Annotated in this window: 27 protein-coding genes and 2 tRNA genes; 3 read left to right on the top strand and 26 right to left on the bottom strand. The window is 69.9% G+C overall.

Features of this window, described 5'->3' with window-relative positions:
• Positions 1-37 precede the first annotated feature (37 nt).
• The 7 genes from mreD to AQJ30_RS32615 form a co-directional block, all read right to left on the bottom strand.
• On the bottom strand, positions 38-709 hold the full coding sequence (gene mreD / locus AQJ30_RS32645; RefSeq protein WP_067241131.1) for a rod shape-determining protein MreD: 672 nt from the start codon (positions 707-709) through the stop codon (positions 38-40).
• A gap of 15 nt (positions 710-724) precedes the next feature.
• Entirely contained in the window at positions 725-1,681 is a 957-nt protein-coding gene (gene mreC, locus AQJ30_RS32640; protein WP_067241130.1) for a rod shape-determining protein MreC, read from the bottom strand.
• A 156-nt stretch (positions 1,682-1,837) separates the two neighbouring features.
• The gene (locus tag AQJ30_RS32635) at positions 1,838-2,857 is read right to left on the bottom strand and encodes a rod shape-determining protein (protein ID WP_030779466.1); all 1,020 of its coding nucleotides are present in this window, start codon (positions 2,855-2,857) and stop codon (positions 1,838-1,840) included.
• Positions 2,858-3,231: 374 nt separating this feature from the next.
• Positions 3,232-3,645 carry a nucleoside-diphosphate kinase gene (gene ndk, locus AQJ30_RS32630; protein WP_067241128.1) on the bottom strand — a complete coding sequence of 138 codons (414 nt, stop codon included), beginning with the start codon at positions 3,643-3,645 and terminating at the stop codon, positions 3,232-3,234.
• An 81-nt stretch (positions 3,646-3,726) separates the two neighbouring features.
• The gene (locus AQJ30_RS32625; protein WP_067241126.1) at positions 3,727-4,083 is read right to left on the bottom strand and encodes a DUF4233 domain-containing protein; all 357 of its coding nucleotides are present in this window, start codon (positions 4,081-4,083) and stop codon (positions 3,727-3,729) included.
• A gap of 9 nt (positions 4,084-4,092) precedes the next feature.
• Complete coding sequence (gene folC, locus AQJ30_RS32620) at positions 4,093-5,610, bottom strand: bifunctional tetrahydrofolate synthase/dihydrofolate synthase (protein WP_067241125.1); 1,518 nt, start codon at positions 5,608-5,610, stop codon at positions 4,093-4,095.
• Between the two features lie 237 nt (positions 5,611-5,847).
• Positions 5,848-8,472 carry a valine--tRNA ligase gene (locus tag AQJ30_RS32615; RefSeq protein ID WP_067241123.1) on the bottom strand — a complete coding sequence of 875 codons (2,625 nt, stop codon included), beginning with the start codon at positions 8,470-8,472 and terminating at the stop codon, positions 5,848-5,850.
• Positions 8,473-8,608: 136 nt separating this feature from the next.
• Here AQJ30_RS32615 and AQJ30_RS32610 point away from each other — a divergent pair, with 136 nt between their 5' ends.
• Positions 8,609-9,595, top strand: coding sequence for a hypothetical protein (locus AQJ30_RS32610; RefSeq protein ID WP_067241121.1), 987 nt, complete (start codon positions 8,609-8,611; stop codon positions 9,593-9,595).
• Between the two features lie 83 nt (positions 9,596-9,678).
• On the opposite strand, the gene clpX is transcribed toward AQJ30_RS32610, so the two are convergent.
• The 5 genes from clpX to AQJ30_RS32585 all read right to left on the bottom strand — a co-directional run bounded on the left by clpX (position 9,679) and on the right by AQJ30_RS32585 (position 14,520).
• Positions 9,679-10,965, bottom strand: coding sequence for an ATP-dependent Clp protease ATP-binding subunit ClpX (gene clpX, locus AQJ30_RS32605; RefSeq protein WP_067241120.1), 1,287 nt, complete (start codon positions 10,963-10,965; stop codon positions 9,679-9,681).
• Between the two features lie 176 nt (positions 10,966-11,141).
• Positions 11,142-11,822 (bottom strand): ATP-dependent Clp protease proteolytic subunit, encoded by a 681-nt coding sequence (locus AQJ30_RS32600; RefSeq protein ID WP_067241118.1) that lies wholly within the window; start codon positions 11,820-11,822, stop codon positions 11,142-11,144.
• A 124-nt stretch (positions 11,823-11,946) separates the two neighbouring features.
• Positions 11,947-12,555, bottom strand: a complete 609-nt coding sequence (locus AQJ30_RS32595) for an ATP-dependent Clp protease proteolytic subunit (RefSeq protein ID WP_055623941.1) — start codon at positions 12,553-12,555, stop codon at positions 11,947-11,949.
• Between the two features lie 299 nt (positions 12,556-12,854).
• Positions 12,855-14,246, bottom strand: a complete 1,392-nt coding sequence (tig, locus tag AQJ30_RS32590) for a trigger factor (protein ID WP_067241116.1) — start codon at positions 14,244-14,246, stop codon at positions 12,855-12,857.
• Between the two features lie 197 nt (positions 14,247-14,443).
• Positions 14,444-14,520: transfer RNA gene (locus AQJ30_RS32585), tRNA-Pro, on the bottom strand.
• Positions 14,521-14,685: 165 nt separating this feature from the next.
• Here AQJ30_RS32585 and AQJ30_RS32580 point away from each other — a divergent pair.
• Positions 14,686-14,759: transfer RNA gene (locus tag AQJ30_RS32580), tRNA-Gly, on the top strand.
• 68 nt (positions 14,760-14,827) lie between these two features.
• Here the strand turns inward: AQJ30_RS32580 and AQJ30_RS32575 are convergent.
• The 12 genes from AQJ30_RS32575 to AQJ30_RS32525 form a co-directional block, all read right to left on the bottom strand.
• Positions 14,828-15,973, bottom strand: coding sequence for a tyrosine-type recombinase/integrase (locus tag AQJ30_RS32575; protein WP_067241114.1), 1,146 nt, complete (start codon positions 15,971-15,973; stop codon positions 14,828-14,830).
• Positions 15,973-16,182, bottom strand: coding sequence for an excisionase family DNA-binding protein (locus AQJ30_RS32570; RefSeq protein ID WP_067241113.1), 210 nt, complete (start codon positions 16,180-16,182; stop codon positions 15,973-15,975). The genes AQJ30_RS32575 and AQJ30_RS32570 overlap by 1 nt, the downstream gene beginning before the upstream one ends.
• Positions 16,175-17,569, bottom strand: coding sequence for a replication initiator protein RepSA (gene repSA, locus AQJ30_RS32565; RefSeq protein WP_067241111.1), 1,395 nt, complete (start codon positions 17,567-17,569; stop codon positions 16,175-16,177). Before repSA ends, AQJ30_RS32570 begins: the two co-directional genes overlap by 8 nt.
• The gene (locus AQJ30_RS32560) at positions 17,569-17,811 is read right to left on the bottom strand and encodes a hypothetical protein (protein WP_067241330.1); all 243 of its coding nucleotides are present in this window, start codon (positions 17,809-17,811) and stop codon (positions 17,569-17,571) included. The genes repSA and AQJ30_RS32560 overlap by 1 nt, the downstream gene beginning before the upstream one ends.
• Before the next feature lie 5 nt (positions 17,812-17,816).
• On the bottom strand, positions 17,817-18,011 hold the full coding sequence (locus tag AQJ30_RS32555; RefSeq protein WP_067241110.1) for a hypothetical protein: 195 nt from the start codon (positions 18,009-18,011) through the stop codon (positions 17,817-17,819).
• A gap of 94 nt (positions 18,012-18,105) precedes the next feature.
• The gene (locus tag AQJ30_RS32550) at positions 18,106-18,423 is read right to left on the bottom strand and encodes a SpdD protein (RefSeq protein WP_067241108.1); all 318 of its coding nucleotides are present in this window, start codon (positions 18,421-18,423) and stop codon (positions 18,106-18,108) included.
• Positions 18,424-18,438: 15 nt separating this feature from the next.
• Positions 18,439-18,594, bottom strand: a complete 156-nt coding sequence (locus tag AQJ30_RS38190) for a hypothetical protein (RefSeq protein WP_107119753.1) — start codon at positions 18,592-18,594, stop codon at positions 18,439-18,441.
• Between the two features lie 17 nt (positions 18,595-18,611).
• Positions 18,612-18,800 (bottom strand): mobile element transfer protein, encoded by a 189-nt coding sequence (locus tag AQJ30_RS32545; RefSeq protein ID WP_067241106.1) that lies wholly within the window; start codon positions 18,798-18,800, stop codon positions 18,612-18,614.
• A gap of 17 nt (positions 18,801-18,817) precedes the next feature.
• Positions 18,818-19,483 carry a DUF2637 domain-containing protein gene (locus AQJ30_RS32540; RefSeq protein ID WP_067241104.1) on the bottom strand — a complete coding sequence of 222 codons (666 nt, stop codon included), beginning with the start codon at positions 19,481-19,483 and terminating at the stop codon, positions 18,818-18,820.
• Between the two features lie 92 nt (positions 19,484-19,575).
• On the bottom strand, positions 19,576-19,758 hold the full coding sequence (locus AQJ30_RS32535) for a hypothetical protein (RefSeq protein ID WP_067241102.1): 183 nt from the start codon (positions 19,756-19,758) through the stop codon (positions 19,576-19,578).
• Between the two features lie 5 nt (positions 19,759-19,763).
• Positions 19,764-21,104: an FtsK/SpoIIIE domain-containing protein gene (locus AQJ30_RS32530; protein WP_067241101.1), complete on the bottom strand. Its 1,341-nt coding sequence runs from the start codon at positions 21,102-21,104 to the stop codon at positions 19,764-19,766.
• 2 nt (positions 21,105-21,106) lie between these two features.
• The gene (locus tag AQJ30_RS32525) at positions 21,107-21,436 is read right to left on the bottom strand and encodes an SCO3933 family regulatory protein (protein WP_067241099.1); all 330 of its coding nucleotides are present in this window, start codon (positions 21,434-21,436) and stop codon (positions 21,107-21,109) included.
• Between the two features lie 196 nt (positions 21,437-21,632).
• Between AQJ30_RS32525 and AQJ30_RS32520 the strand changes: the two genes are divergently transcribed.
• The gene (locus tag AQJ30_RS32520) at positions 21,633-22,391 is read left to right on the top strand and encodes a GntR family transcriptional regulator (RefSeq protein WP_067241095.1); all 759 of its coding nucleotides are present in this window, start codon (positions 21,633-21,635) and stop codon (positions 22,389-22,391) included.
• Positions 22,392-22,878: 487 nt separating this feature from the next.
• Here AQJ30_RS32520 and AQJ30_RS32515 read toward each other — a convergent pair whose 3' ends face one another.
• Both AQJ30_RS32515 and AQJ30_RS32510 read right to left on the bottom strand, forming a co-directional pair.
• Positions 22,879-23,235 carry a hypothetical protein gene (locus tag AQJ30_RS32515; RefSeq protein ID WP_067241093.1) on the bottom strand — a complete coding sequence of 119 codons (357 nt, stop codon included), beginning with the start codon at positions 23,233-23,235 and terminating at the stop codon, positions 22,879-22,881.
• An 848-nt stretch (positions 23,236-24,083) separates the two neighbouring features.
• Complete coding sequence (locus AQJ30_RS32510) at positions 24,084-24,278, bottom strand: hypothetical protein (protein WP_067241091.1); 195 nt, start codon at positions 24,276-24,278, stop codon at positions 24,084-24,086.
• Positions 24,279-24,694: the final 416 nt, after the last annotated feature.

Below are 24,694 nucleotides of genomic sequence, written 5' to 3'. Positions count from 1 at the left end.
GGCCGGGGCTCCCCCGTCCGGGTGAACTCCTCGCACCTCACAGCCGCTTGACCCCCTTGATGCGCCCGGCCCGGGCCGTGCGCGAGCGGGCCGTCTTCATGCGCAGGCCGCCGCGCTGGCCGCCGATGCGCAGTCCCGTGCCGGAGGCGAGCCAGCCGGAGGAGATGTCGGTGGCCTTGGCGGCGGAGGTGGTCTCGGCCAGCGGGTCGTTCTCGGCGCGGCGGGCCAGCGCCATCACGGCGGGCACCACGAACGGCGCGAGCAGCAGGTCGTACAGGGCGGCGCTGAACAGCAGCCCGGGCAGGCCCACGTGGCGGGCGGCGGTGTCGCCGACCAGGGCGCCCACCCCGGCGTACAGCAGCGTGGAGCCGACGGCGGCGCCGACCACCACGAGCATCGGGCCGGTCGCGGACTTCAGGCGGCCGTTCTCCGGCTTGACCAGCCCGGCCGCGTAGCCGATGACGCACAGCACCAGGGCGTAGCGGCCGGCCGCGTGGTCGGCGGGCGGGGCGAGGTCGGCCAGCAGGCCCGCGCCGAAGCCGACGAGGGCGCCGCCGACGTGGCCGTAGACCATCGCGAGGGCGAGGACGGTGAGGAGCAGCAGGTCGGGGACGGCGCCGGGCAGGTGGAGGCGGGCGAGGACGCTCACCTGGACCACCAGGGCGACGACGACCAGCGCCGTGGAGAGCAGGATCCGGTTGACGCGCATGGGGGAAGTCAGCTCCTACTGCTGCTCTGGCCGGCCGTCTTGCTGCCCGCCCGCGGGCGTCCCGGCGCCCGGGGTGACCGTGACGGTGACCGTCGGGACGGGCGTCGGCTTCGGCTTGGCGGGCAGGACCGTGTCGCGCGGGTCCTTCTTCGGGGCCTGGACGACGACGCCGACGACGTCGAGCTGGGTGAAGCTGACGTACGGCGTGACGTAGAGGGTGCGGGTGAGGTCGCCGCCGGAGGGGTCGACGCGGGAGACGACGCCGACCGGGACGCCGGGCACGAAGGGCTTGTCGGCCTGCGAGCCGAAGGTGACGAGCCGGTCGCCCTTCTTCACCTCGGCCTTGCCGTTGAGGAGTTCGACGCGCAGCGGGCGGTCGCCCTGCCCGGAGGCGAAGCCGAGTTCGTCGGTGGACTCCATGCGGGTGCCCACGGTGAAGTCGGGGTCGTTGGCGAGGAGCACGGTGGCGGTGTGCGGGCCGACGGTGGTGACCCGGCCGACCAGCCCGTCGCCGTTGAGGACGGTCATGTCGCGCCGGATGCCGTCGTCGGCGCCGACGTCGATGGTGAGGGTCCAGGAGAAGCCCTGGGCCGCTCCTATCGCGATGACCTGGGCGCCCTTGATGCCGTACTGGCCGTCGCCGGCGATCTTGAGCATCCTGTCGAGCTGGGCGAGACGGCTGCGGTTGCGGTCGTCGCTGCCGAGCTTCGCCTTGAGCGCGGCGTTCTCCTTCTCCAGCGCGGCGAGCCGGTCGTGGCGCTCCCCGGAGTCGCGCACCGCGGAGACGGCGTTGCCGACCGGGTCGACCGCGGAGGACACGCCGTTCTCGATGGGACCGAAGGCCGCGGCCGCGGCCTGCCGGGCACCGTCGACCGGCGAGTCCTGCCCGCCGCGGATGTCCACCGTGATCAGCGCGAACGCGACGGCGACCAGCAGCACCAGCAGCAGCCGGCTCTCTTTCGTGTCCCTCACGTGCGGCGGCCGTGCCCTTCCCTCTAGGAATTTCGGGTGACCCGGTCGGCGCGACGCCGACGGGTCCGCGGGGTCTTGCGTGGGAGCTTATGCCTCGGGAGCGACGATCCGCCGCACGAGGGAAGTGCTCCCGTGCGGCGGAATCGAAGCGTTACCTCATCTGCGCGGCGCGGCGTCCAGGACCTGCTGGAGGGCCTCGAACTCCTCGACGCACTTGCCGGAGCCGAGCGCCACGCTGTCCAGCGGGTCCTCGGCGATGTGGATCGGCATGCCGGTCTCGCGCCGCAGCCGCTCGTCCAGACCGCGCAGCAGGGCGCCGCCGCCGGTGAGCACGATCCCGCGGTCCATGATGTCGCCGGACAGCTCGGGCGGGCACTTGTCGAGCGTGGTCTTCACGGCGTCCACGATGGCGTTGACCGGCTCCTCGATCGCCTTGCGGACCTCCGCGGCGGAGATGACGACCGTCTTGGGCAGTCCCGAGACGAGGTCCCGGCCGCGGATCTCGGTGTGCTCGTCGGAGTCGAGGTCGTACGCCGAGCCGATGGTGATCTTGATCTGCTCGGCCGTCCGCTCACCCAGGAGGAGGGAGTACTCCTTCTTGATGTGCTGGATGATCGCGTTGTCCAGCTCGTCGCCCGCGACGCGGATGGACTGGGCGGTGACGATGCCGCCGAGCGAGATGACCGCGACCTCCGTGGTGCCGCCGCCGATGTCCACCACCATGTTGCCCGTGGCCTCGTGGACCGGCAGGCCGGAACCGATGGCCGCGGCCATGGGCTCCTCGATGATGTGCACCTGGCGGGCGCCGGCCTGGGTCGACGCCTCGATGACGGCGCGGCGCTCGACGCCGGTGATGCCGGAGGGCACGCACACGACGACGCGCGGCCGGGCGAGATACCGCCGCTTGTGGATCTTCAGGATGAAGTAGCGGAGCATTCGCTCGGTGATCTCGAAGTCGGCGATCACGCCGTCCTTCAGCGGGCGCACGGCGACGATGTTGCCCGGCGTGCGCCCGATCATCTTCTTCGCTTCGGCGCCGACCGCGAGGATGCCACCGGTGTTGGTGTTGATCGCGACGACGGACGGCTCGTTCAGTACGATCCCGCGACCCCTGACGTACACCAGCGTGTTGGCGGTCCCGAGGTCGACAGCCATGTCACGGCCGATGAACGACATTGAGTTCCCCATCAGGATTCGTCTGGCCTTCCCACGAGCTTTTGAGGGCTTTTCAGGTCGGCGAGGTGGGTGCTGTGACGTGAAGGCTTCCATCGTAAACGCGCCTGCACGAACACTGCGCGAGGGTCCTGGCCATTGTCAGCAGATGACCGGCCGGGCCGCTTGGTGAGACGACCCATCGGGGGCACGCGTTCCCCCGATCGGCACCGCATATGCCGAGCCACGGCCGAAAACGCACGCTCACCGCAGGTCAGACCGGCCACCGATCTGACGGACCCTCAGAAAGATCCACGAAAAATCCGTCCGGGGAGTGGGACGGCCCGGCCGTGTCGCGGGGACGGGGGCACCTGGGGGCACCCCCGGGGGGAGCAAGGTCAGGCGTGGTGCGGGAAGAAGAGCTTGACCTCGCGCTCCGCGGACTGTTCCGAGTCCGAGGCGTGGATCAGGTTCTCGCGGACGATCACGCCGTAGTCTCCCCGGATGGAGCCCGGCGCCGCGGCGATCGGGTCGGTCGGGCCGGCCAGCTGGCGGACGCCCTCGATGACCCGCTCACCCTCGACGATCAGCGCCACCACCGGGCCGGAGGACATGAACTCCACCAGCGGCTCGTAGAACGGCTTGCCGACGTGCTCGCCGTAGTGCTGCTCCAGCGTGGCCCGGTCCAGCGTGCGCAGCTCCAGCGCGGTGATCCGCCAGTCCGCCTTGCGCTCGATACGGCCGATGATCTCGCCGGTCAGGCCACGACGGACGGCGTCGGGCTTGAGGAGGACGAGGGTGCGCTGGGTCACGGGGGGACTCCTTCTTCCTGCCAGGTGTGCGGTGGGACGACACGACTGGCCCTGAGGTTACAGGGCGTGTCGGGGCGGCTGTCACACAGCGTCAGGGCTGCCGGAGCCGCTCTGCGCCGCGAACCTCGCCTTGGCCTCCTCGACCTTGCGGCCGAAGTGCACCGAGGCCCACCACAGGGCCGCGAACACCACACCCAGGAAGAACATCATCGGCACGAAGAACCCGGACGCGACCAGCGCGATCTGCAGCGCCCAGCCCAGCACGACGCCCGCGGGCCGGGTGACCACCCCGCACAGCGCGACGCACAGGAACATGGCGATCCCGCACACCGTCCACACCGTGCCCGTGGACAGGTCGGGGTCCTTCATGGCGACCAGACCGGCGAACCCGACGACGAAGAACTCGCCGATCAGCGTCGAGGAGCAAAGCGTACGCACTGTCGGACCTCAGCCCTTTCCCAGCAGCAGGCGTGCCTCGCCCACCGTGATGACGGAACCGGTGACGAGCACGCCCCCGCCGGCGAACTCGCCCTCCTCCTCGGCGAGCGTGATCGCCGCCTCCAGCGCGTCCGGCAGCCGCGGCTCGACCTGGACGCGCTCCTCGCCGAACACCTCGACGGCCAGCGCGGCCAGCTCGTCGGCGTCCATGGCGCGCTGGCTGGAGTTCTGCGTGACGACGACCTCCGCGAAGATCGGCTCGAACGCCTCCAGCAGGCCCCGCACGTCCTTGTCGCCGCTCGCGCCCACCACGCCGATCAGCCGGCTGAAGTCGAACGCCTCGCCGACCGCCTCCGCGGTGACGCGGGCGCCCGCCGGGTTGTGGGCGGCGTCCAGGACGACGGTCGGCGACCGCCTTACGACCTCCAGGCGGCCCGGGGAGGAGACGGCCGCGAACGCCTTGCGCACGGTGTCGACGTCGAGCTGCTCGGCGCGCTGGGCGCCGACGCCGAAGAACGCCTCCACGGCGGCGAGGGCGACGGCCGCGTTGTGCGCCTGGTGGGCGCCGTGCAGCGGCAGGTACACCTCGGGGTACTCGCCGCCCAGGCCGCGCAGCGTGACCAGCTGCCCGCCGACGGCCACCTGCCGGGCGACGACGCCGAACTCCAGCCCCTCGCGGGCCACGGTGGCGTTCACCTCGACGGCCTTCTTCAGCAGCACCTGTGCGGCGTCGACCGGCTGCTGGGCCAGGACGACCGTGGCGTCCTGCTTGACGATGCCGGCCTTCTCCCCCGCGATCGCCGCGTGCGTGTCGCCCAGCCGGTCGGTGTGGTCCAGGTCGATGGGCGTCACGACGGCCACGTCACCGTCGATGACGTTGGTGGCGTCCCAGGAGCCGCCCATGCCCACCTCGACGACGGCGACGTCCACGGGCGCGTCCGCGAACGCGGCGTACGCCATGCCGGTCAGCACCTCGAAGAACGACAGCCGGTACTCCTGCTGCGCGTCGACCATCTCGACGTACGGCTGGACGTCCCGGTACGTCTCGATGAAGCGCTCGGCCGAGATCGGGGCGCCGTCGAGGCTGATGCGCTCGGTGATCGACTGCACGTGAGGGCTGGTGTAGCGGCCGGTGCGCAGCTCGAAGGCGCCGAGCAGGGCCTCGATCATGCGGGCCGTGGAGGTCTTGCCGTTGGTGCCGGTGATGTGGATCGAGGGGTACGACCGCTGCGGCTCGCCGAGGACGTCCATCAGCGCGGCGATCCGGCTGACCGACGGCTCCAGCTTGGTCTCGCCCCAGCGGGAGGCCAGCTCCGCCTCGACCTCGCGCAGGGCGCGGTCGACCTCGGGGTCCTCCGGGCGGGCCGGCACGTCGGCCTGCTGCGCGCCGCCCTGGGTGCGCAGGGTGCGGCTGCCGGCCTCGATCACCGCCAGGTCGGGGTCGCGGGTGGTCTCCTCCGCGATGAGGTCCTCGAAGGCGTCGAGGGGGTCGACGGGGTCGGGCTGGTCGTCGGTGGGGTGGCTCACGGGGCCCAGTCTACGGACGTGGCGGCGGTGTGCGTGCCGCGGCCCGGGGGTGCGCGGTGCGGGTGGGAGCTCGTCGCCGTGGGCGGCTGCGGGTCCGTCGTGGCTGGTCGCGCGGTTCCCCGCGCCCCTGAGGTCGGCACGACCTGGCTCCGTGAGCAGTGCACCGGTTCTCCAGCGGGACTCGAGAAGGCCCCCGGCGCCTCAGGGGGCCGGGGGCCTTCTCGGGGGTGCTGTCGGCTACGCCTGGGGCAGCCTCTCCAACTGGGACTGGATGCGGGCGATGTCCTCCTCCGCCTTGGCGAGGCGGGTGCGGATCTTGTCGACCACCTGGTCCGGGGCCTTCGCCAGGAACGCCTCGTTGCCCAGCTTGGCCGTCGCCTGGGCCTTCTCCTTCTCCGCGGCGGCCAGGTCCTTCGCGAGGCGCTTGCGCTCGGCGGCCACGTCGATCGTGCCGGAGAGGTCCAGCGCGACCTCGGCGCCCGCGACCGGGAGGGTCGCCGTCGCCGTGAAGGAGTCGCCCTCCGGCTGCAGGCGCAACAGCTGGCGGATGGCGGCCTCGTGCGGCGCGAGCGAGGTGCCGTCGAGGGTCAGCCGGGCCGGGACCCGCTGGCCGGGCTGCAGGCCCTGGTCGGCGCGGAAGCGGCGGACCTCGGTGATGACCGACTGGAGGGAGGAGATCTCCCGCTCGGCCGCCGCGTCACGGAAGCCGCTGTCGGCCGGCCAGTCGGCGATCACGACCGACTCGCCGCCGGTCAGCGTCGTCCACAGGGTCTCCGTGACGAACGGGACGACCGGGTGGAGCAGCCTCAGCGTGACGTCGAGAACCTCGCCGAGGACCCGCTGGGAGACCTTCGCGGGCTCGCCGCCGGCCTGGAAGACCGTCTTGGACAGCTCGACGTACCAGTCGAACACCTCGTCCCACGCGAAGTGGAACAGCGTGTCGGACAGCTTAGCGAACTGGTAGTCGTCGTAGTACGCGTCCACCTCGGCGACGACCGAGTTGAGGCGGGAGAGGATCCAGCGGTCGGTGGAGGACATCGCCGAGGGCTCCGGCAGCGGCCCCTCGACCGTCGCGCCGTTCATCAGCGCGAAACGGGTGGCGTTCCAGATCTTGTTGGCGAAGTTGCGCGAGCCCTGGACCCAGTCCTCGCCGATCGGCACGTCGACGCCCGGGTTGGCGCCGCGGGCCAGGGTGAAGCGCAGGGCGTCGGAGCCGTACTTGTCCATCCAGTCCAGCGGGTTGACCGCGTTGCCGAAGGACTTGGACATCTTCTTGCCGAACTGGTCGCGGACCATGCCGTGCAGGGCGATGGTGTGGAACGGCGGGGTGCCGTCCATCGCGTACAGGCCGAACATCATCATCCGGGCGACCCAGAAGAAGAGGATGTCGTAGCCGGTGACCAGGACGGAGTTCGGGTAGAACTTCGCGAGCGACTCGGTCCGTTCGGGCCAGCCGAGCGTGGAGAAGGGCCACAGGCCGGAGGAGAACCAGGTGTCGAGGACGTCGGTGTCCTGGCGCCAGCCCTCGCCGGTGGGCGGCTGCTCGTCGGGGCCGACGCAGACGACCTCGCCGTCGGGGCCGTACCAGACGGGGATGCGGTGGCCCCACCACAGCTGGCGTGAGATGCACCAGTCGTGGAGGTTGTCGACCCAGTCGAAGTAGCGCTTCTCCATCTCCTGCGGGTGGATCCTGACGCGGCCGTCGCGGACCGCGTCGCCGGCGGCCTTGGCGAGCGGGCCGACCTTGACCCACCACTGCATGGACAGGCGCGGCTCGATGGTGGTCTTGCAGCGCGAGCAGTGGCCGACGGAGTGGACGTAGGGCCGCTTCTCGGCGACGATCCGGCCCTCGGCGCGCAGCGCGGCGACGATGGCGGAGCGGGCCTCCAGGCGGTCCAGGCCCTGGAAGGGACCGTGGGCCGTGATCACGGCGTGCTCGTCCATGATCGTCAGGGACGGCAGGCCGTGGCGCTGGCCGATGTCGAAGTCGTTCGGGTCGTGGGCCGGGGTGACCTTGACGGCGCCGGTGCCGAACTCGGGGTCGACGTGCTCGTCGGCGACGACCGGGATGGAGCGGTCGGTCAGCGGGAGCTTGACCAGCGTGCCGACGAGGTGCCGGTAGCGCTCGTCGTCGGGGTGGACGGCGACGGCGGTGTCGCCGAGCATCGTCTCCGCGCGCGTGGTGGCGACGACGATGGAGTCGTCCCCGTCGCCGTAGCGCATGGAGACCAGCTCGCCGTCGTCGTCCTGGTACTCGACCTCGATGTCCGAGATGGCCGTCAGACAGCGCGGGCACCAGTTGATGATGCGCTCGGCGCGGTAGATCAGCTCGTCGTCGTAGAGCCGCTTGAAGATGGTCTGGACGGCCTGGGACAGGCCCTCGTCCATGGTGAAGCGCTCACGGGACCAGGCGACGCCGTCGCCGAGGCGGCGCATCTGGCCGCTGATCTGGCCGCCGGACTCGGCCTTCCACTGCCAGACGCGCTCGACGAACGCCTCCCGGCCGAGGTCGTGCCGCGACTTGCCCTCCTTGGCCAGCTCGCGCTCGACGACGTTCTGGGTGGCGATGCCCGCGTGGTCCATGCCGGGCTGCCACAGCGTCTCGTGGCCCTGCATGCGCTTGCGGCGGGTGAGGGCGTCGATCAGCGTGTGCTCGAAGGCGTGCCCGAGGTGCAGGCTGCCGGTGACGTTCGGCGGCGGGATGACGACGGTGTACGGGGGCTTGTCGCTCTTGGCGTCCGCCTCGAAGTAACCGCGCTCCACCCAGCGCTCGTACAGCGGCCCCTCTACGTCGGCCGGCGCGTACTGGGTCGGCAGTTCTGTGGTGGGCGCTGGCGGCTGCTGCGATGCGTTCTCGGTCACGGGGCTCAGTTTAGAGGTGTCACGACCCCGTCCCGAAACGCGTTTGTTCTGTAACGGTGGGCCCCCCGCCGCTTCGTGCCGCCTGTGCCTGGGTGAGGATGTCAGGAACACATAAGCTCTGGAGGGGAACGCAGGAATGAGTCACAACCAGCCGGGCCCGTACGGCGGGCAGCCCCAGCAGCCCGGGCCGTACGGTCAGCCGGGCCCCTACGGCCAGCAGCAGCCGCAGGCCCCCCAGCCCGGTTACGGCTACCCCCAGCAGCCGCAGGCCCCCCAGCAGCCGGGTTACGGCTACCCGCAGCAGGCGCCGCAGGGCGTGCCGCCGCAGCCGGGTCCGTACGGCCAGCAGCCCGGCACCCAGCCGATGGGCCAGCCCCCGTACGGCCAGCAGCCGCCCTACGGCCAGGCCCCCTACGGTGCCCCGCAGCCGCCGGCGTCCGGCGGCGGCAAGAAGAAGGCCGCGATCATCGTGGCCGCGGTGGCGGTCGTCGCCGCGATCGCCGTCGGCGCGACCCTGCTGCTGGGCAACAGCTCCGGCTCCGGCTCGGACATCGCCGACGACGGCCCGCACAAGCTGACCACGCCTGCGACGGTGCTCAGCGAGTACAAGAAGTCCGACGACGTGGACTCCGGGGGCTTCGACGACAGCGACATCGAGGACGCCGAGAAGCACGGCGTGAAGAACGCCGAGGGCGTGCACGCCGGTTACCAGGCGGGCGACGAGAACAACCCGCTGGCCATGAAGATGATCAACTTCATGGGCGTGTACGGCGACATCGACGACCCCGAGGCGGTCGTGGACGGCGTGTTCGCCGACACCAAGAAGGAGGCCCTCAAGGACGGCGACGGCGAAGTCGTGGGCCAGCCGAAGGAGTTCAAGCCGGCCGGGCTGAAGGACGCGGTCCTCAAGTGCCAGGAGATGAAGGTCAAGGACGACTCGTCGTCCTCGTCCTCCGGGCCGAGCGAGATCAGCATGCCAGTGTGCATCTGGGGCGACCACAGCACGATCGGCGTGATCCTGCACGTCGACCTCGCGGACGCCATGGGCGGCAAGTCGGCCGACCTGGCGGCGGCGGCCGACCTGACGGCCAAGTTCCGCAACGAGGTGCGCGTCAAGGCGTGACGCGGGACGGGCCGCAGGCCCGGAACGCGTGAACGTGAAGGGGCCCCGGTCGGTCGACCGGGGCCCCTTTCGTGCGGGCTTCGCTACGCCGTCTTCTGCTCGCCCGGGCCGCGGCCGCGGGCGTCCCTCGGGATGAGGGTCGGGTTCACGTTGGAGTGGACGACGTCGGCCGTGATGACCACGCGGGCCACGTCCTTGCGGGAGGGCACCTCGTACATCACCGACATCAGCACCTCCTCCATGATGGCGCGCAGGCCGCGGGCGCCGGTCTGGCGCAGGATGGCCTGGTCGGCGATGGCCTCCAGCGCCTCGCGCTCGAAGTCCAGCTCCACACCGTCGAGTTCGAACAGCCGCTGGTACTGCTTGACCAGCGCGTTGCGCGGCTCGACCAGGATCTGCAGCAGGGCCTCGCGGTCGAGGTTGTGCACGCTGGTGATGACCGGCAGACGGCCGATGAACTCCGGGATCATGCCGAACTTGACCAGGTCCTCCGGCATGACCTCCTCGAACTGGTCCTTGGACTCCAGCTCCCGCTTGGAGCGGATCGTCGCGCCGAAGCCGATGCCCTTGGCGCCGGCCCGGGTCTCGATGATCTTCTCCAGGCCCGCGAAGGCACCGCCCACGATGAACAGCACGTTCGTCGTGTCGATCTGGATGAACTCCTGGTGCGGGTGCTTGCGGCCGCCCTGCGGCGGGACCGAGGCCGTGGTGCCCTCGAGGATCTTCAGCAGGGCCTGCTGGACGCCCTCGCCGCTGACGTCCCGGGTGATCGACGGGTTCTCGCTCTTGCGGGCGACCTTGTCGATCTCGTCGATGTAGATGATCCCGGTCTCGGCCTTCTTGACGTCGTAGTCCGCGGCTTGGATCAGCTTCAGCAGGATGTTCTCGACGTCCTCGCCGACGTAGCCGGCCTCCGTCAGCGCCGTCGCGTCCGCGATGGCGAACGGGACGTTCAGCATGCGGGCCAGGGTCTGCGCCAGCAGCGTCTTGCCGGAGCCCGTGGGCCCGAGGAGCAGGATGTTGGACTTCGCCAGCTCGATGGCGTCCTCGCGGCTCTGGCCGCCGCCGTTCTCACCGGCCTGGACGCGCTTGTAGTGGTTGTACACCGCGACCGACAGGGCCTTCTTCGCGGCCTCCTGCCCGACCACGTAGCCCTCGAGGAACTCGTAGATCTCGCGCGGCTTCGGGAGTTCCTCCCAGCGGACCTCGCTGGTCTCCGCCAGCTCTTCCTCGATGATCTCGTTGCAGAGGTCGATGCACTCGTCGCAGATGTACACACCGGGCCCTGCGATGAGCTTCTTGACCTGCTTCTGGCTCTTGCCGCAGAACGAGCACTTGAGCAGATCGCCGCCGTCACCGATGCGTGCCACGGTGTGCTTCCCCTTCGCCTGGGAGACGCCTGGACGTCAGTCCAGCGGCTCCTGGTGCTGCCTTATGTCGACGGTACCTTGCCGGGCCCCCCGTTCGGGCCCCCCTTGGCACGGTTCGCTTTGACGTGATCCGTGTCAAACCGTGCCAAGGGGCGGCAGACGCTTCGGTCTGCGCGTCAACGCAGGGACGCGTTGTTCATCTTCCGGGTGGAGATGATCTGGTCGATCAGCCCGTACGACAGGGCGTCCTCGGCCGTGAGGATCTTGTCGCGCTCGATGTCCTCGCGGATCTTCTCGATCGGCGTGGTGGAGTGCTTGGCCAGCAGGTCCTCCAGCTGGGCCCGCATCCGCAGGATCTCGTTGGCGGCGATCTCCAGGTCGGAGACCTGGCCCCGGCCGGTCTCGCTGTACGGCTGGTGGATCAGGACACGGGCGTTCGGCAGCGCCATGCGCTTGCCCGGCGTACCGGCGGCCAGCAGGATGGCGGCGGCCGAGGCCGCCTGGCCCATGCAGACCGTCTGGATGTCGGGCTTGACGAACTGCATCGTGTCGTAGATCGCCGTCAGCGCGGTGAAGGAGCCGCCGGGGCTGTTGATGTAGACCGAGATGTCCCGGTCGGGGTCCATCGACTCCAGGCACAGCAGCTGCGCCATGACGTCGTTGGCCGAGGCGTCGTCGATCTGCACGCCGAGGAAGATCACGCGCTCCTCGAAGAGCTTCGCGTACGGGTCGTACTCGCGGATGCCCTGGGAGGTGCGCTCGACGAAGCGCGGGATGACGTAGCGGGACTCGGCCGTCGGGCCGGTGTACTCGGCGCGGGTGCGGTCGTAGAGGCCGGCGCCGGGGAAGTCGTTCACGGTGTCTCCTGGAAAAGGCTGGGGCGGTGACTGGGGGGCTGCTGGAGCGCTGCGGGCCGTGCGGGGCCCTGCGGGGACCCGTCGGGCCCCTGGGGGCCCGTCAGGCCCGCTGGGCCGTGCGGCCTCAGGCCGCCCCGGTGCCGCCGCCGCCCGGCATGCCGGCGGCCGTCGGGATGACGTCGTCGATGAGGCCGTACTCCTTGGCCTCGAAGGCGTCGAACCAGCGGTCGCGGTCCGAGTCGCGGGTGATCTGCTCGACCGACTGGCCGGTGTGCTGAGCCGTGAGCTCGGCCATGCGCTTCTTGGTGTGCAGCAGCCGCTCGGCGTGGATCTTGATGTCGGAGGCCGAGCCCGCCAGGCCCGCGGAGGGCTGGTGGATCAGGATCTCGGCGTTCGGCAGCGCGAAGCGCTTGCCGGGGGTGCCCGCGCTGAGCAGGAACTGGCCCATCGAGGCCGCGAGGCCCATGGCGATGGTCACCACGTCGTTCTTGATGAACTGCATGGTGTCGTAGATCGCCATGCCGGCCGTGATCGAACCGCCCGGGCTGTTGATGTACAGGTAGATGTCCTTGTCCGGGTCGGCGGCAAGGAGCAGCAGCTGTGCGGTGATCTTGTTCGCGATGTCGTCGTCGACCGGCTGGCCGAGGAAGATGATCCGCTCGTTGAGCAGCCGGTTGTAGACCTGGTCGCCGAGGCCACCACCGATGGAAGGCTCGCCGGCGGCTGAGGGCATCAGATTCGTCACGTATCCACCTGCTCGTCTTACGACGGCGCCGGGCCGTCTCACATTGTTCTGCCTTTCATGGACCCTAACGCGCGGGTCCCTTCGGCGAGTCCCGCAGAGTGAGGTGTTCGCCGGGGGCGTAGCGCAGCGCCGTGGGGCGGGTGGCGGGCCCCCGGGGCCGGGGACGCGAACGGGCCCCCGGTGGGGTCCGGGGGCCCGTTCTGCGTGCCGTCGTGCCTGGCTCCGTGGCCGTCCCGCGGCCCGCGGGGCGGGCGTCAGGGGTGCCGGGGGGCCGGTGCGTGGGCTGTTCAGCCCTCGGTCTTCTCCTCGGCGGCGTCGGCCGCCTCGGTGTCGGCGTCGGCCGCCTCGGCGGTGGCCTCGTCCTCTTCGTCGTCGAGGTCGACGACCTCGCCGTTGGTGTCCTTCACCGTGGCGGACTCCACGACCAGGGCCAGGGCCTTGCCGCGGGCGACCTCGCCGACCAGGAGCGGAACCTGGCCGCCCTCGACGACGGCCTGGGCGAACTGGTCGGGCGACATGCCGGAGGAGGCGGCACGTCGCATGAGGTGCTCGGTGAGCTCCTCCTGGTTGACGTTGAGCTTCTCGCGCTTGACGAGCTCGTCCAGGACGAACTGGGTCTTGATGCCCTTGACCGCGGCCTCGCGGGTCTCGGTCTCGAACTCCTCGGCGGTCTTGCCCTGGAGCTCCAGGTACTTGTCGAGGGTCAGGCCCATCTGGCCGAGCTGGTGGTGCTCGAGGTTGTGCTTGCGGGTGTTGATCTCGTCCTCGAGCAGCTTCTCGGGGACCGGGACCTCGACCAGCTCGAGGAGCTTGTCCAGGACGCGCTCCTGGGCCTGCGTGGCCTGGTCGAACTGCTTCATGTTCGCGAGGCGCTTGGTGCTGTCGGCCTTCAGCTCGTCCAGGGTGTCGAACTCGGAGGCGAGCTGCGCGAACTCGTCGTCCAGCTCGGGCAGTTCGCGCGCGGCGACCTGGGTGACCTTGACGGTGACCTCGGCCTCCTTGCCGGCCGCGGAGCCGCCCTTCAGCTCGGAGGTGAAGGTGGCCTCCTCACCGGCGGACAGGCCCTTGACGGCGTCGTCGATGCCGTCGAGCAGCTCGCCGGAGCCGATGGTGTAGGAGACGCCCTGGGCGACGCCGTCCTCGAGGACCTCGCCGTCGACCTTGGCCTCCAGGTCCACCGTGACGACGTCGCCGTCCTCGGCGGCCCGTTCGACCGGGGAGGTGGAGGCGAAGCGCTCGCGCAGCTGCTCGACCGACTTCTCGACGTCCTCGTCGGTGACCTCGACGGCGTCGACCTCGACCTCGATGGAGGAGAAGTCCTCGGGGAGCTCCAGGGACGGGCGGACGTCGACCTCGGCGGTGAAGTTCAGCGTCTCGCCGTCCTTCAGCTCGGTGATGTCGACCTCGGGCTGGCCCAGGACGTTCAGCTCGGCCTCGTTGACCGCCTCGGTGTAGAACTTCGGCAGCGCGTCGTTGACGGCCTCCTCCAGCACGGCACCGCGGCCGAACCGCTGGTCGATGACCCGGGCGGGGATCTTGCCCTTGCGGAAGCCCTTCACCGTGACCTGCTGGTTGATCTTCTTGTACGCCGCGTCGAGGCTGTCCTTGAGCTCCTCGAAGGGCACCTCGACAGTGAGCCGAACCCGGGTCGGGTTCAGGGTCTCCACGGCGCTCTTCACGGTTAGGTCTCCTTGTGGCTGACTGCTTGGGTTCTGCCGGGGCCAGACTGGTCCGGCGGATCGCCGCCCGGAGGAGTTCGTGGCCGATGAGGCCGGGACACACGGGCGCGCAGCTTGCATAGTAACCGCAGGGCGTGGGCCACCCAAAAGACGATCAGCGCGGCGCCGCACGGTCCGATCCGAGAGGCACGGCCTGGTGGTCGGGGTGGCGGGATTTGAACCCACGGCCTTCCGCTCCCAAAGCGGACGCGCTACCAAGCTGCGCCACACCCCGTCTGGTGCGACACGTAGGGTACATGCCCGCGGGCGCGCCGACGGCCGGGTTTCCACGGGCGTCCGGGGACGCGCCCCGTGGCCGGTCCTCGGGGTGTGCGACGAGGGGCACCGACCCGCTACGATGCCTGAGGCGCCGCGGTCCACCGACCTGCGGCCCACGTGTGCGGGCGTAGCTCAATGGTAGAGCCCCAGTCTTCCAAACTGGCTACGCGGGTTCGATTCCCGTCGCCCGCTCCAGCACGACACAGGCCCAGGTGAGCGGGTGCTTTCCCGCTTCCTGGGCCTATGTCGTTCCTAGGGCCGGATCAGTCGTTCGTGTCCCCCGCGTGCCCCTTCCGGCCGGAACCGCGCTTGAACGCCTCCAGGATCAAGCCGTCCACCGCGTCGGCGATCTCCCGTTCCCGGTCGTAGTTGGCGTGTTGGTAGATCAATGCCGCCCGTGCGGTGCTGTGCCCGAGACGCGTCATCAGCTCCTTGGTACTGGCGTTCGTTCGAGACGCCAGCGTGTTGCCCGTGTGCCGAAGATCATGGAACCGGAGCCCTTCGACGCCGGCAGCCGCGCACGCCCTGTGCCACAGCCGGTTGAAGTGATTCCGGCGCGGCGTGGCCTTCTTGGCTCCGACGAACACACGACCCGCCGCACCGCCTTCTGCGTAGATCTTCATGTGCGCGTCGAGCACGGGCAGGAGCGAGGCGGGAACGGCCACCACCCGCTTGCCGGCCGCGCTCTTGGGGGCCTTGTAGACCCGCTTACCGCTGGTCAGTTCGGACACCGCGCCGCGCACCCGGATCATGCCGTGGTCCAGGTCGACGTCCGACCGGTGCAGCGCGACCAGCTCACCCCAGCGCAACCCGCAGAACGCGGCCAGGAGGACGAGCGCCTTGTAGCGCGGCTGAATCTTGTCGGCGATCGCGAACGCCTCCGGGATGGTCGCTGTGGGACGCTCCGGGGTGACCACCGTGCCGCCGTTCTTGATCTGGCACGGGTTCCGCCGGATCAACTCGTCCTGCACGGCCGTTCCCATGATCGTGCGCAGCAGGGCGTACGCCTTGGCGACCGTGGACGCTCCGACGCCCGCGTCCAGCCGGGCACGGCGCCAGGTCCGCACGGCAGCCGGCGTCACGTCGGCGACCGCCACGTCCGCGAAGGTGGGCGCCAGATGCAGCCGAAGCAGCGAGGCGTACAGCTCCGCCGTCCGGGGCGCCAGCGGCCGTTCCTTGACCCAGGCAGCCGCGTAGTCGCCGAACGGCACCTTGCCGGCGTCGGGGTCCCGCCAGTCGCCACGCCGCAACTCTGTCTGCTTGTCGGCCAGCCAGGCGTCCGCGTCCTTTTTCGTGCGGAAGGTCTCGGGGGCCGGTCGCAGGAGCCCGTCAGGGCCGACGTACCGCGCCTGGTAGCGACCAGACGGCAGCTTGCGGACCCGTCCGAACTGACGACGCTTGCCGGCCATCAGGCAGCCACCCCCCGCAGCGCGGAACCCCTACGAGGCTGCACCGTGTTGGCGGCGATGAAGTCCCGTACCGCGCTTTCCGGGATGCGCACGTGTCGCCCCACCTTCACGTAGGTGATGCGCCGTTCCTCGATCAGCCGCCGGGGGAAGCGCACCGTCGTGCCGAGAACTTCGGCGACCTGCTCGACGCTGAGGTACCGCTCATTCATGGTCGTGCTCTCCTTCCTGGCGCAGCTCAGCCAGCGCCTCACGTGAGATCTCGCGGTTGTGCTCGATGTCCCGGCGGACGTTCGCGGCGAGCCAGGATTCGCCGGGGGTGTAGCCGTGGCCGGCGTAGGCCCAGTGGGCGACGGTCAGCGTGGTTGCCTCCGAATCGTCCGGGTCGGGTAGGCCGAGGGCTTCGCGTTGTTGGGCTGCGCGGTAGTCGGCGCGGGTCTGGCGGAGGGCGCCGAGGGTGGTGGAGTAGCGGCGGGACTTGGTGGAGAAGTGGCCGCGGAAGCCGAGCATGTGGGCCCAGTCGCGCAGCTTGCGGTCGGGATAGAGCGGGTGCAGGTCGAGGCAGGCGGCGATGAGCCGCGCCGGGTGCTCAGGGATGCCGAGCAGGGTCAGGGCTTCCTTGTTGCCGATGCGGCGGTCGACGGTGCCGGTGGTCTCGGCCGCCTTGGTTGCGTACTTGGCGACGTAGGAGGCCACGGCCTGTTCGGTGATCTCCTCACCGTCGCCGAATGCCCGGATGGTGCGGACGTCGAGCTGTGTTCCCCAGCGCAGGGTCCGGGCAGGCTGGTCACCGGCCGGGGGCACGTCGACCGCAACGCGGACAGCGGCGGCCCGGATCGAGTCGGTCAGCAGGTCGAGGGTCGCCCACGTCGGAGGCGGGTCGTCGGGTCCCTCGGGACCGTCGAAGCGGATCACGGCGTGGAAGTGGACAGCTCCGCGCTTCTGGTACTCCGCGACCTTGCCGAAGGAGACGCGGGACTCCTCCCGGGCCGCCTTCTGCGTGAGCCCCGCGCGCTTGGCGATCTCGCGGCGCAGGTAGATCGTGAAGTACCGCCACAGCTCCGAGGCGTGGTTGTTCCACAGCACCGCGCCCGCGTAGTCGTAGGTGCCCGGGTCCAGGGGCGTGCCCAGCTCCGGTGCGTCCTCGGCGTGGCGGGCCCCACAGCGGCACGGCCGGTTGCCGGGACGGTTGTGCACCGGGCCGAACGACGGAGCGGTGAGGGTCGCGAACACCCGAGGGTGATCACGGACCGTGGGCGGGGTGCCTTTGGCGGGGTCGCCGACGAGGCCCGCACGGATGAGGTGGTACGTGTCGCCGGCGTAGGTCCAGGCGCAGGCCGGGCAGCGGGACGCGCGGCGGTTCCCGCAGGCCACCCGCAGGACTCCGCCCGGTTCGGTGTCGGTGGAGTAGGAGTGCAGGACGTGTCCCGTCTTGCGGTCGCGGATGACGGTGGAGCCTTGCAGGCGGATCGGGTCGGAGCAGCCGCCGGTGCGGCGGATCTGCTCTTGGATGCGGTCGAGGCCGGTTGACCCGGCCAGCCTCAGCACGTCGGCGAGGGTGGCCGGGTCCAGGCCCGCCGTAGTGGCGGCAGTGGTCATCAGGCACCGTCCCGGCGCTTCTTGCGCGGGTGGTCGGAGTGGTAGCGGGTGGTGCCCAGGTCGTGGCCGTTGTGCTCGTAGCGGGGGGCGCCGGGGTTGCGGTCGTTCCAGTCCTCCGCGCACACCTTGTGGACGGGTTCGCCGGCGTGGGAGCGCATCGGGGTGGGCTTGCCGCACTGGGTGCAGGAGCAGTTCTCGCCGTGGTCGAAGTGCTGACCGGAGGTCCAGTTCAGGAGTCCCACGGCGATCACGTGCCGGCGTGCGTGTGAGCGGGGGCGACCAGCCAGAGGGGGGCGTAGCCGCGTCCGGCGCAGGAGGGGCAGGAGACGGTGACCGTCTCGCGGGTGCCGTCCGGGCGGCGCAGGCCGGTGGTGATGGCGACGACGGGGAAGCCGTCGCAGGTGGGGCAGACACGCGCGCCCGCAGGGGTGTGCTGAGGCATGATGGGACTTCCCTTTCGGGTCCGTTGGATCTGGAGGGGTGCAGGCGCCCGGAGCGGACGAAACTTGGCGGTAGAGGCCGCTCCGGGGGCCGTTTCAGCGGTGGTTGTGCAAGTCCTTGATGAGCAGGCGCAGCACGACGGCGACCACGGCGACGGAGACGCCCGTGATGGCGACCGCGAGCAGCAGCGAGACCAGGACCGCGCCGACGACGAGGACCACGGCACCGCCGCCGGCAGCGAGGGCGAGCGCACTGCCCGGGGTGAGCTGGACCGTGGGCCGGTGGGAGACCGGCACGACCGGGGCCGGGGCCGTGATCTGCGTCGGCTGGATCGGCGCCGGGGTGTGCACGGTCGGCGTGGTGTCGGTGGCGGGCGGGGCGGTGTCCTGGGGCGGGTACTTGGGGGTGAACACGAGGGCGGGTCCCTTCTACTTGATGACGGTGTCCAGGGCGGGGGCGAGGAAGCTGTCGGCGACGAGGTAGCCGCCCAGCAGCAGCACGGCCACCAGCCACCAGGGCGGGCGGACAAGCTTGATGCCAAGCCAGCCGACCGCGAGGAGGGCGAGCCAGAGCGGGACGTCCATGGCGATCCCCTTTCGGGTCAGGCCCGGCAGCGGTGGGTGCGGGCGGCGAGTTCGGCGGCGGAGCGGTCGGCGTAGTCGCTGGAGAAGCCGCAGCCGGGGGCGGTGCAGGCGGCGGTGTGCCGGTCGCGGCCACGGCCGTCGTGGTAGGTGGCCACCTCGACGGGGCCGATGCGGATGCGGTCGCGGAAGCGTCGGTGCACAGGCACGGTGGAACTCCTCTCTGTCAGGCGAGTTGGAGTTGCGTGGTGATGGCGTCGGCCATCGGGGCGGGCAGGCCGAGGCGGGCGGTCAAGGCTTCGGCGGGCATTGGTGTGCCGGTCGAGGCCCGGTGCGCGTCGGCGATCTTGCGGGCGTGGTCCAGCAGCGCGGCCGGCACCACGGGCGCAGCGGCAGGCGGGGTGGGGTCGGCCGCCGGGGCGAGTTCCGGCGCGGTCGGTGGGGCGGGTGCCGGTTCGGGTGCGTCAGCACGGTGGACGTCGACTTCCGCAGCCGGCACCTGCTCCACGGCTTGCGCCGGGGTGGGGGGTTGGGTGGGTGAGTGGACCAGGAGGGTTCCGCCGAGGAAGGCCAGGGCGGGCCAGCCAGCGACGAGGATGCGCAGCCAGGCGGGAACGTCGTGCAGGTCGAGCAGACCCGCCGTGGCGACGTTGGCGCCGAGGGATGCGGCCAGGGCGATCACGAACCAGGTCCAGGCGGAGCTGTCCCGGCGGGCCGTGCGCAGCCGCCGCCAGGCAGCGACCAGCAGCAGGTCCACGGAGATCGGGTAGGCCCAGGCTTTCCAGCCGGACTGTCCGGTGGCTTCGGCCAGGTCGTGCAGGTGGGCGAAGGACAGGGCGCCGGCGATGACGGCTTGGATCAGGACGGCATCGGGGCGGATCGAGCGGGACATGTCGTCATCCCCCTTGCGGCTGTTCTCCGGAGCCCAGGCAGGTCAGGCACACGGCCGCCTGGGCATCGGGGCGGATCGAGCGGGACATGTCGTCATCCCCCTTGCGGCTGTTCTCCGGAGCCCAGGCAGGTCAGGCACACGGCCGCCTGCCGGTGGTCGGTGGCGCGGCCCTTGCGGGCGCCGACGCGGACGGTTTCGGTGGTCTCGCCGGTGCCGTCGCAGTCCGGGCACGTCACGACCGCGGGCGTACGGCGGGCGGGTTTGCGGGTGGCCATGGCGATCACTCCGTCACGGGTCGGGGCTTGACCAGGGACCGGCCGGGCGCCGGCGTCTCGACGGGCACGGGCGGGCGGAACGGGGCCAGGAACGGCAGGTCCGGGACCAGGTGGGCGAACTCGCGGCAGACCGCCGCCACCTCGCTCTTGGAGATCTCCGGGGTGCGGATCTTCGACCAGCCGCCCGAGGTGTCCGCCGCAACCGCCGTACCGGGGCGTTCGATCGGGATCAGGCACGCCACCTGCACGGCGTCCGGGGCGACGTCGGCCAGGCCCATTTCGGCGGTCTGCTTGTCGTTGACGCGGTGCACGATCCGGGCAGTGAGCTGCGCGCGGAGCATCGTGGCGCCCTTGCCCAGATCGGAGCCGAAGCGCTGCCCGCAGATCTCCAGGTAGATCCCCGCCGCACGGGCCATCTGCGCCAGCCGGATCAACGCCGTCACGATCCGCTCCCGGCGCTCTTCGTTCTTGCGGGAGGAGATCAGGAACAGTTCCGCGATCTCATCGACCAGGACCACGACCGGCACCGGCCGCACCTTCTCCGACAGCTCCCACACGTCCGAGGCGCCGTGCCGGCTCAACAGGTCGAAGCGCTCTTCCATCTCCCCGACCAGGGCGCCGAGCAGTGCGGCCGCTTCGTCCGGGGTGGTCGCCAGCGCCGACAGCCGGGGCGCGAAGGCGGACTGTTCCACCCCGCGCTTGCAGTCGATCCCGACCAGGGCCACCGGCAGCGTGGCCAGCCCCTTGATCAGGTTGCGTTGCAGCATGGACTTGCCCGAGAAGTTCGCGCCCAGCGTCAGCGCCATCGGAGCCTTGCGGTAGTCCCGCTCGAACGCGGTCCCGTCCTGGCGCAGCGCCACCGGCACGACCAGGCCGTGCGGTCGGGCCGAACGCGGCATCCGCACCCGCTTGAGCACGTCATGCCCGGCCATCCGCAGTTCCACGAAGCCCGGCTTGGTCTCCACCACGGTCACCGAATGCACGCCCCAGGCGTGACGCAGCCGCTCCGTGGAGGCCATCAGGTCCGCCGGCTCCAGTCCGGCCGGCAGACGCAGGGTCACCCGCAGCCCGGTCGCGGTCGGCCGCACCCGGCGGATCTTCGGAGGGACCGGCTGCACCTCGCGGCGGGCCACGTTGCGGGTCATGAACGCCCGCAGACCCGATGGCTGCACCGTCAGCCCGCATACATCCATGGTCGAGCGGTACGAGAGGGTGAACCGCCCCCAGGTGACCGGCAGACCCACCAGCGACCAGTACACGCGCGGCGCACGGTACTTGGCGTAGCCAAGACCGCCGGCACCCGCTAAGACGCCCGCGCTCTCCAGCATCATCGTCAGGTCGGCCACGATCAGGCCGCCGGGGTGATCGCGACCGCGCGGAATGAGATCCCGTGCCGCTTCTGGCCGTTGAACTCGTTCTCCCAGTCCCGCGCCTTCAGGCCGATCACCTTGACCGGCATGCCCGGCGCCAGACCCTCCGGGTAGCCCGTCTCGGGGATCGTGACCTGGTAGAGGTTGCCCTCTCCCTCGTCGGAGACCAGCAGGCCCACCGTCGACAGGGCCGCACCGGTCTCCCGGTCCATTGCCCGCTCACCGGTCTTGGCGTTGGCCAGCTTCGGCACGGGCGCAGTCGCCACGAACACCACAGCGGTCTGAAGGTCGATCTTGAAAGACGGCATGAGCGCATCCCTCGTTCAGGAGGCCACCCAGTGTGACCTCTCTAGACATCTCCACTTTGACTGTAGGTCTCTAGAGATGTCAAGCAAGATGTCTAGAGATGTTGAGAGGCGCTTATGCGGGCTACACGCAGGAGGCGAGGCAACACGTGTTGCCCTAGAGTGGGGTGTCTAGAGAAGTAGGAGGGAGGGCTCCGGAATGGCCAGCACCGGCGACGACCGTCGTCCGAAGTACCAGCGGATCGCGGACTCTCTACGTGAAGCGATCCAGTCGGGCGAGTACGGTCCTGGTGATCGGCTTCCGGGGGAGAACGACCTCATCGCCGAGCACGGCGTAGCGCGCATGACGGCCCGCCAGGCTCTGGGTGTGCTCAAGGACGAAGGTCTAGCCGAGTCCCGTAAAGGCGCCGGCGTGTTCGTTCGGTCATTTAGACCCTTGAGGCGCCGAGGCATCCAGCGGCTCTCTCAGGAACAGTGGGGAAGCGGTCGATCCATCTGGTCAGCGGACATCGAGACCCGCACACTTACAGTCGATCAAGTGGCGGTGTCGGAGGAGGCTGCACCAGAACACGTCGACCGGGTCCTGGATCTAGGACAGGGTGAGACCGTGTGCGTGCGTCGCCGACGGTTCGTCTTGGATGAGAAACCCGTCATGTTCGCTACCAGCTACCTCCCCACATCGGTCGTGGCAGGTTCAGCGATCACACAGAAGGACACCGGCCCGGGTGGAACGTACGCCCGCCTCGCAGAGCTTGGGTACAAGCCTGTGCACTTCCGCGAGGAGATCCGCTCACGCATGCCTACGAGGGATGAGGCACAGCAGCTTGGCATCTCAGCGGGTACACCCGTGATCCTCATCTGCCGGACGGCGTTCGCCGACGAGGGGCGCCCCGTCGAGATCAACGAGATGACGCTTGACGCAGCTTCGTACGTCCTGGAGTACGACTTCGACGCGTGATGCGCCGGCTGTTACAGGTTTCTCTACCTCATCAAGCCCCGGCTGCGCTCCGCTCCGCCGGGCGCGCTTCCCGGCTCCGCTGCGCGCTGCGCTCCTGCCTTCGGCCCGCTCCGCGCACGCTGCGCCGACGCGCGCCCACATGTGGGTAGGGCCGGTAGCCATGAGTCGATCACCTCATAAAGCGGCATACGGTCAAGGCAATTCCTCCGGCGGGGGATCAGCCGGCACCGGGATGGAGGGGGCGCCGTTCCCGCCCGCGGGCTCGTAGTGGCGTGCGTGGGGGAGCTCCCATCCCGTCCACCGACAACCCAGGCAGAGCCGAGCAGACGCGGCCCAGGGCGTCCAGGTCGTTCGTACAGTGGCGCGCTCCACCTGGACGCCCTGAACCACGCCCGCTCCACGGTGTGTGGGTCGACGGCGGACGGGATGGGAGCTGGGGCGAGTGGTGGGCTGAGGTTGCAATCGGGCGCGAAGCGGTCATGTTCGCTCAGACCCAAATTGACCAAACTCCAGCAACCGTAGCTAGCACGAGACCACCAGCAGCCAGCCACGCCGGGCCTCGAAGATCGTTCATAGCCTGTGCCCAGACCAGCCGCTGGCTCCACTCGTAGGTGTAGGTAAGGCGCCCACCGTTGAACTTCGGCTCTCGGATGGCGTACATGGCAGCGCTCTGCGCCTCGGACGATGCGTAGGTGCCCTCCGGAGCTTCGATGACTAGATCGATTGCGTCCAGGTCGCTGACCAACTTGCGGTAGTCCTCCCGAAGGGCCAGCCCGCCCCAGACGATGGCTGCCAACGGGAGCAGGCCCCCCAAAGCTGTCATCAAGGTCAGCATCAACTTCATGAGCGGACCCTAGAGGCACGTCGACTGTTGCGACACCCCGGGACGCTGACAGCAGCATGCGTCTGTTCCAGCCAACCTTGGTGGTCCCTGGAAGCTGATGAACACCCCGCCAACGCCCCACCAAGGCCACAGCAACGCCCCGCCAAGGCGACGCGCGACAGCAAGCGCTTCGTTGCCGGAAGCGATCGACTAACGAGCCGCCCAGATAGGGGGGTAGTCCTTGCGCTGCTACGGTCTCCGACCAGGGCAGCGCTACGGGACAGGGCAAGAGCCAGAGATGGACGGCTAGTTGGCAGCCCACCTGCTAGGGTGCCCAATTGCACACTGAAGACCCGCATGGCGATGAGTCTTGGCGGACACGCCGTGCGGGTCACTCGACACTCGAAAGGAGATCGTGCCTGTGCACGACGACCCTCCGAAGCCTGCGACAAGAGACAACTGTCTCTCGTCGCAGAATAGTACACCCTGGGCAATGAGCAGAGCGCCTGAGGCTTCCAACATGGCCGCGCTCATTTCGGCGTTCGCGAATCTGATCATGGCCCTGACAGGTCTCGCAGCCCTTCTGCTGTATCGAGGCTGACCGACCGGCCACCGTGCCCCCTGCGTGCCCCGCACCGAGGTGCGCAGGGGGGAACCACGGGAAACGGCGGCGACCTCCGGAAGAAACGGCAGGTCGCCGTCTCGCCAGGTCAGACACCATCCACGTACGCGATCTTCCAAACTGGCTACGCGGGTTCGATTCCCGTCGCCCGCTCCAGCACGACACAGGCCCAGGTGAGCGGGTGCTTTCCCGCTTCCTGGGCCTGGGTCGTTCCCGGGGGGCTCCGCGCGCCCCCGTCCCGGTCCGGTCAGAAGCTGATCGAGTTGATCGTCTCCGCCAGGGAGTTCAGGAACCTGTTGATCGACGGGGCCATGCCCGTGGAGGCGAGGAAGAAGCCGAAGAGGATGGCGACGATCGCCGGGCCCGCCTTGATGGAGCCGCCCCGCATCAACACCACCAGGATGATCGCCAACAGCAGCACCACAGACAGTGAAATGGCCACAACTGATCACACCCTCGGTCGTCCGCTCTCCCGGCCCGGGGACGCACCCCCGCATGGACCATCGTGCCACCAACAGGGCCGCGCCATGCGGGTCATGGGACATCAGTCGTGGGTGATGCCGGACCAAGCGCCCCGCACGGCAATTCGACAGCCGTACGGGGGAGGCCGTCCGGGGGACTTCGGCGTCGTATCGACGTCCTATCCGCACAACGTATTCGCGGGAAATGCGAATTGCCGTCGGGCGGTGGGAGGCGTGGGGCTTTTTGTGGTGATTTCGCGGGGACTTGGAGGGATGTAGCGGGGCATACCGGATGCCGGTGTGGTTCGTATGACACGTGTCCTTGTCGGAATTCCGGGTAGTCGGGAAGGGCTCGCTCCGCCGCCAACCCGGAATGACGTCAGGGGTTTTACGCAAA

It is taken from the genome of Streptomyces longwoodensis, from assembly GCF_001514125.1.
Lineage (GTDB): Bacteria > Actinomycetota > Actinomycetes > Streptomycetales > Streptomycetaceae > Streptomyces > Streptomyces longwoodensis.
The sequence above is the reverse complement of the archived record's forward strand: the minus strand, read 5'-3'. Positions and strand labels throughout refer to the sequence as shown.